6 protein-coding genes are annotated in these 5375 nt (G+C 64.6%); all 6 read left to right on the top strand.

Going from position 1 to position 5375, the window contains the following annotated elements:
• Window positions 1-710 (top strand): molybdopterin dehydrogenase (locus GXY47_16185; protein ID NLV32682.1); only part of this gene is annotated, 710 nt, incomplete at its 5' end.
• Window positions 711-865: 155 nt separating this feature from the next.
• Window positions 866-1906: a methylcobamide--CoM methyltransferase gene (locus tag GXY47_16180; protein ID NLV32681.1), complete on the top strand. Its 1041-nt coding sequence runs from the start codon at window positions 866-868 to the stop codon at window positions 1904-1906.
• A 17-nt stretch (window positions 1907-1923) separates the two neighbouring features.
• On the top strand, window positions 1924-2688 hold the full coding sequence (locus tag GXY47_16175) for an SDR family oxidoreductase (GenBank protein ID NLV32680.1): 765 nt from the start codon (window positions 1924-1926) through the stop codon (window positions 2686-2688).
• 69 nt (window positions 2689-2757) lie between these two features.
• Window positions 2758-3126, top strand: a complete 369-nt coding sequence (locus GXY47_16170; protein ID NLV32679.1) for a cytochrome c maturation protein CcmE — start codon at window positions 2758-2760, stop codon at window positions 3124-3126.
• A gap of 34 nt (window positions 3127-3160) precedes the next feature.
• Window positions 3161-4426 (top strand): MFS transporter, encoded by a 1266-nt coding sequence (locus GXY47_16165; GenBank protein ID NLV32678.1) that lies wholly within the window; start codon window positions 3161-3163, stop codon window positions 4424-4426.
• 396 nt (window positions 4427-4822) lie between these two features.
• On the top strand, window positions 4823-5188 hold the full coding sequence (locus tag GXY47_16160) for a PEP-CTERM sorting domain-containing protein (protein ID NLV32677.1): 366 nt from the start codon (window positions 4823-4825) through the stop codon (window positions 5186-5188).
• Window positions 5189-5375: the final 187 nt, after the last annotated feature.

Below are 5375 nucleotides of genomic sequence, written 5' to 3'. Positions count from 1 at the left end.
CGGCGAACCCCGTCATCAAGGAGAAGTACACGGCGCTGGCGCAGGCGGCCTCGCGCGTGGCCTCCCCCCACATCCGGGAGATGGGGACGATCGGGGGGAACCTGGCGCAGCTGCACCGCTGCTGGTATTTCCGCAAGCCGGAAAACCGCTTCGACTGCAAGCGCAAGGGGGGAGAGAAGTGTTTCGCCATGTCGGGGGACAACCGCTACCACTCGATCTTCGGGGCGGTGGGCAGCTGCATCGCCGTGCACCCGAGCGACACGGCCCCGGCCCTCGTCGCGCTCAACGCCCGGGTGGTGACCACCAGCCGGACGATCGAAGCGGAGAACTTCTTCGACGTGAAAGTCCCGGGGAACACGGTTCTTGAAAAAGGGGAGATCATCCGGGAGATCTGGATCCCGGCGCCTCCCGCGGGGGCCAAGAGCGCGTTTCTCAAGTTCGCGATCCGCAAGTCGATCGACTTCCCGGTCGTCAACTGCGCGGTGATGACGGGGGGCGGGGCGGCGCGGATCGCCCTGAACGCGGTGGCGCCGAAGCCCTACCGGGCGGTGAAGGCCGAGGCGGTCGTGGCGGGGAAGAAGATCGACGAGGCGCTGGCCGCGGCGGCGGGCGAGGCGGCGGTGGCGGACGCGCGGCCGCTCGCGGCGACCAGGTGGAAGGTCCAGATCGCCAGGACGCTGGTCAAGCGGGCGCTCCTGCAGACGGTGTAGGCCGATCCGATCCGGGAAGGAAGCCACGGATTTCACGGGAGGACATGTGAGATCCGTGGCTTTTTTTTTGCACCCGCCGCGCGGTCGGGGATAATATCTCCTGTTATGAATCGGCAACATGCTCTGGTCCGTCCCCGTTTTTAAAGGGTTGATCCATGAAACGAAACATGAAGCAGTGGCTGATGAAGATTCCGAGCCCCAGTACGCGCAAGGCAATGCCGTTCGTGACCTTTTCGGGGATGGACCTGCTGGGGAGACCGGTGTCCGATCTCTACCATAACGGCCGGGTCCAGTACGAGTGCATGGCGGCGCTGGCGGAACGCTACCCGTCCCTGGCCGCCCACACGGCCATGGACCTGTCGGCCGAGGCCGAGGCGTTCGGAAGCAGCGTCAGGCTCTCCGACACCGAGGCTCCCACGGTGATCGGCAGCCTCGTCTCAGACCTGGAGGGGATCCGCGCGCTCGACATTCCCGAAGTCGGGGCCGGTCGGACCGGGGCCTACATCGAAGCGGCTTCCCTGGCGGCCGCGAATATCGCGGAGGTCCCCGTTTTCGGCGGGGCCATCGGCCCGTTTTCCCTCGCCTGCAGGCTCATGGAGATGGGAAAATTCATGGTCCTGCTCCGGCGGGAACCGGAGGCGGCCGAGGCGCTGCTCGAGAAGGCGACGCGGTTCCTCATCGACTATGCCACGGCCTACAAGGAGGCGGGGGCCAACGGCGTGATCCTGGCCGAGCCGGCGGCGGGACTGATCTCCCCCCCCTTCTGCCTGCGCTTCTCCTCCGAATACGTCCGGAGGATCCTCGACGCGGTGCAGGACGACGACTTCGTCGTCATCCTTCACAACTGCGGCAACACCGAGATCCTGGTCGCGGCCATGCTCTATACCGGGGCCGACGCCCTGCACTTCGGCAACGTGGTGGACATGCGCAACATCCTTGCCCAGATTCCCCGGGACGTGCTCGCCTTCGGCAACATCGACCCGGTGAAGGTCATGAAGCTGGGGAGCGTGCGCGACGTCAAGCTGAAAACGCTCGAACTGCTGGAGCAGATGTCCAAGCACCCCAATTTCGTCCTCTCCACCGGGTGCGAGACGCCGCCGGGGGTTCCGATCGCCAACCTCGACGCGTTTTTCAAGACGCTCGACATCTTCAACGCCACCCAGGACATCCGGCACAAGTGGCTTTTCGACAATTAACCTTGGAGACACCGAAGATGAGACTCGCCAACAAATCAGTGGTGGTCACCGGGGCCAGTTCGGGTCTCGGGCGGACCATCTGCGACATGTTCGCCCGCGAGGGGGCCGGCGTGCTGGCGGTGGCCGTGGGGACCAAACGCCTGGAGGCTCTGGCCGGCTCCTACCCCGAATGCGGCGGCTCGCTCGTCCCCTGGAAGGGGGACATGCTCGTGCAGGCGGACATCGACGGCATGGTCGACGAGGCGGTGAGACGGTTCGGCCGACTGGACGTCCTGATCAACAACGCCGGGCTCATGGACGATTTCAGCGGGGTGGGCGATTTCGATGACGAGATCTTCGACAAGGTCCTGAGGCTGAACCTCCTCGCCCCGGCGCGCACGATGCGGCGGGCGATCCGGGAGTTCGAGAAGGAGGGGGGGGGCGTGATCATCAATATCGCCTCGGTGGCCGGGCTGTACGGCGGCCGCGCCGGGGCGGCCTACACCGCCTCCAAGCACGGCCTGATCGGGCTTACCAAGAACACCGCCTACATGTACGCGAACAGGAATATCCGCTGCAACGCCGTCTGTCCCGGGTCGATCAAGAAGGAGATGGGGAGCGACGAGTTCCTCCAGGAGTTCAACCAGGGCGGGCTCGCGCTGGCGCAGCGGGGGCGGGGGCTCGTCGAGCGGCCGGGCGAATCGGAGGAGATCGCAGAGGCGGCCATCTTCCTGGCCTCGGAGAGCTCCTCGTACATCAACGGCCAGGCCATCCTGGTCGACGGCGGCTGGACCAGCTATTAGAGTGCGCGGGCGGGGCCGACAGCCGGGGGCGGGTGCCTCCCTGCGCGGTCCCTCCGGAACGGAGAGATCATGACCGGAAACAGATTCGGGAAATGGGCCGTGTGGGCCGCGATCGTGTGCAGCGTGCTGCTGCTGGCGGGTTGCGAGCAGAAGACCATCAACGAGATCCTGGCGGACCCCGGCCGGTACGCCAACAAGGAGGTGGCGGTGGCGGGGACGGTGAGCTGGAGCACCTCCGTCCTCGGTAACGGCGTTTACGAAATCGAGGACGGCACCGGGAAGCTCCTGGTGGTCTCCACTTCCGGGGTGCCGCGCAAGGGGGCCCAGGTGGTCGTCAAGGGGAAAATCAGGGAAGGTTTCGATCTCTCGTCGTTCAGGCTGCCCGACCCGATCGCATCGGGCCTGGTCCTGATGGAAAGCTCGCACAAGGCGCGCTGATCCCGACCCTGCCCCTATCTCCCCGGGTGACTCGATGAGTGAAGACATCAGAGAGAAGATCGGCCGGTACCGGTGGACCATCTGCGCCCTCCTGTTCTTCGCCACCACCATCAACTACGTGGACCGGTCGGTCCTCGGCGTCCTGGCGCCGACGCTCCGGACCGAAATCGGCTGGACCGACCAGCAGTACGGCTACATCAGCGGCGCCTTCACCCTGGCCTACGCGATCGGTTTTCTCTTCGCCGGCTGGTTCATCGACCGCGTCGGCACCCGGCTGGGGTACACGATCTACCTGGTCCTCTGGTCGCTCGCGGCCGCGTCGCACGCCCTGGTGCGCAGCGCCCTGGGTTTCGGGATGGCGCGCTTCGCGCTGGGGATCGGCGAGAGCGGCAATTTCCCCGCCGCCATCAAGACGGTGGCGGAATGGTTCCCCCGGAAGGAGCGGGCGCTGGCTACCGGCATCTTCAACGCCGGGACCAACGTGGGGGCCGTCCTCGCGCCCCTCATCGTTCCGTGGATCGCCCTCACCTGGGGGTGGCAGGAGGCGTTTCTCTTCACCGGCCTGGCGGGCATGGTCTGGGTGCTGTTCTGGTGGCCCCTCTACCACACTCCCGCACGGCACCCGCGCATCTCCCCCGCGGAACTGGCCCATATCCAGAGCGACCCCCCGGACGCCCCCGGCGGCGTGCGCTGGGTGCAGCTGGTCCGCTTCCGGCAGACCTGGGCCTTCGCCCTCGGCAAATTCCTGACCGACTCCATCTGGTGGTTCTACCTCTTCTGGTTTCCGCTCTTCATGAACGACCGCTTCGGGGTGGACCTGAAGTCGATCGGGCTGCCGATGATCACGGTCTACCTGCTGGCCGACGTCGGTTCGGTGGCCGGGGGGTGGTTCAGTTCGTCCCTGCTCGGCAGGGGGTGGACGGTCAACGCCGCGCGGAAGACGGCGATGCTGGCATGCGCCCTCTGCATCCTCCCGGTGGCGCTGGCCCCCCACGTCGACGGCCAGTGGGTGGCCGTCTGGCTCATCGGGCTGGCGGCGGCGGCGCACCAGGGCTTCTCGGCCAACATCTTCACCACGACCTCGGACATGTTCCCCCGCAAGGCCGTCGGCTCCGTGGTCGGGATCGGCGGTTTCGCCGGGGCCATGGGGGGGGTGGTGATGAACTGGGGCGCCGGCTGGGTCAAGCAGAACACGGGCAACTACGAAATCATGTTCCTGATCGCCGGCTTCGCCTACCTGGTCGCCCTGCTGATCATGCACCTGCTGGTGCCCAGGCTGGAGCCGGCCCGGATGGAATAGGTTTTCGGGCCCGCCGCCTGACTTTTTTCCGGCCGGAAAGGTCCCGGAAGCCGGGATTTGTAAATTTTCTTTACATTTCCGGGAATTCTCCCACCTGCCCGGGACGGGGGCCGAAACAGGGGGTCGGCGGAGATCGGATCGTGTCAATTAATTGACATGCCAGCCTTTACCATTTCATGGCCTCTCCGGCGCCTCCTCCCACTGCGGGGATCCTGTCGGGATCTCTTACAGTCGTGGCGCCGGTTTGATTGTTTAAGATCAATGAAATCAATGATTTGGTGAGTGGCACGTAGATTGCATAGGATAAGGGCGAGCCGGTCGATAGCGGGCCTGTTCAGAAAGGAGCATGAAGTGGCCAGGAAAACGTTCGTTGTCACTTTCTTATCCATCTGTCTGATGATGGCTATCCCCTCCGGGTGGGCCGCCCTGGAGGGTGCTTCCGAATCCCCTCAGAATAATACTACCGTTAAAGGCGATGCCGGGTATGTCGAGGAATTTACCGGCGAGACCATCGAAGCGGTGCTGGACAGCCTCTTCAAACGCCCCGTGCCCTCCCCCGTTCCGCAATCCGATGGGTTCGTGTTACCCAAGGGCAATATCACCCCTCCGGCTGAAGGATTGAAGGGAATGACGCTGCAGACTAATAGCGACCTTGGAGATCCTACGGTGGGGGCAGCGGTCCCTGAACCGGGCACGCTGATGCTCCTGGGGTCAGGCATCCTGGGTCTGGCGGTTTTGGGAAGGCGCAAGCTTCATAAATAACCGAAGATACATAAATACAGCAAGGGGGGTGAGGCGCCTGTGCCTCACCCCCTTTTTTTTCGGTGCGCCCGGCAGGGCGCACTCCTGATATGGAACGACCTGTCAAGTAATGGGCATTAAACCCTATAGAGCTTTTGCCTTTCCGGTGAAGCAGAGCAGGCGGCAGTCGAGACTGCTTTTGCGACGG

It is taken from the genome of Acidobacteriota bacterium, from assembly GCA_012729555.1.
In the GTDB taxonomy this organism is placed as follows: domain Bacteria; phylum Acidobacteriota; class UBA6911; order UBA6911; family UBA6911; genus UBA6911.
This window is presented reverse-complemented; position numbering and strand designations above follow the sequence as displayed.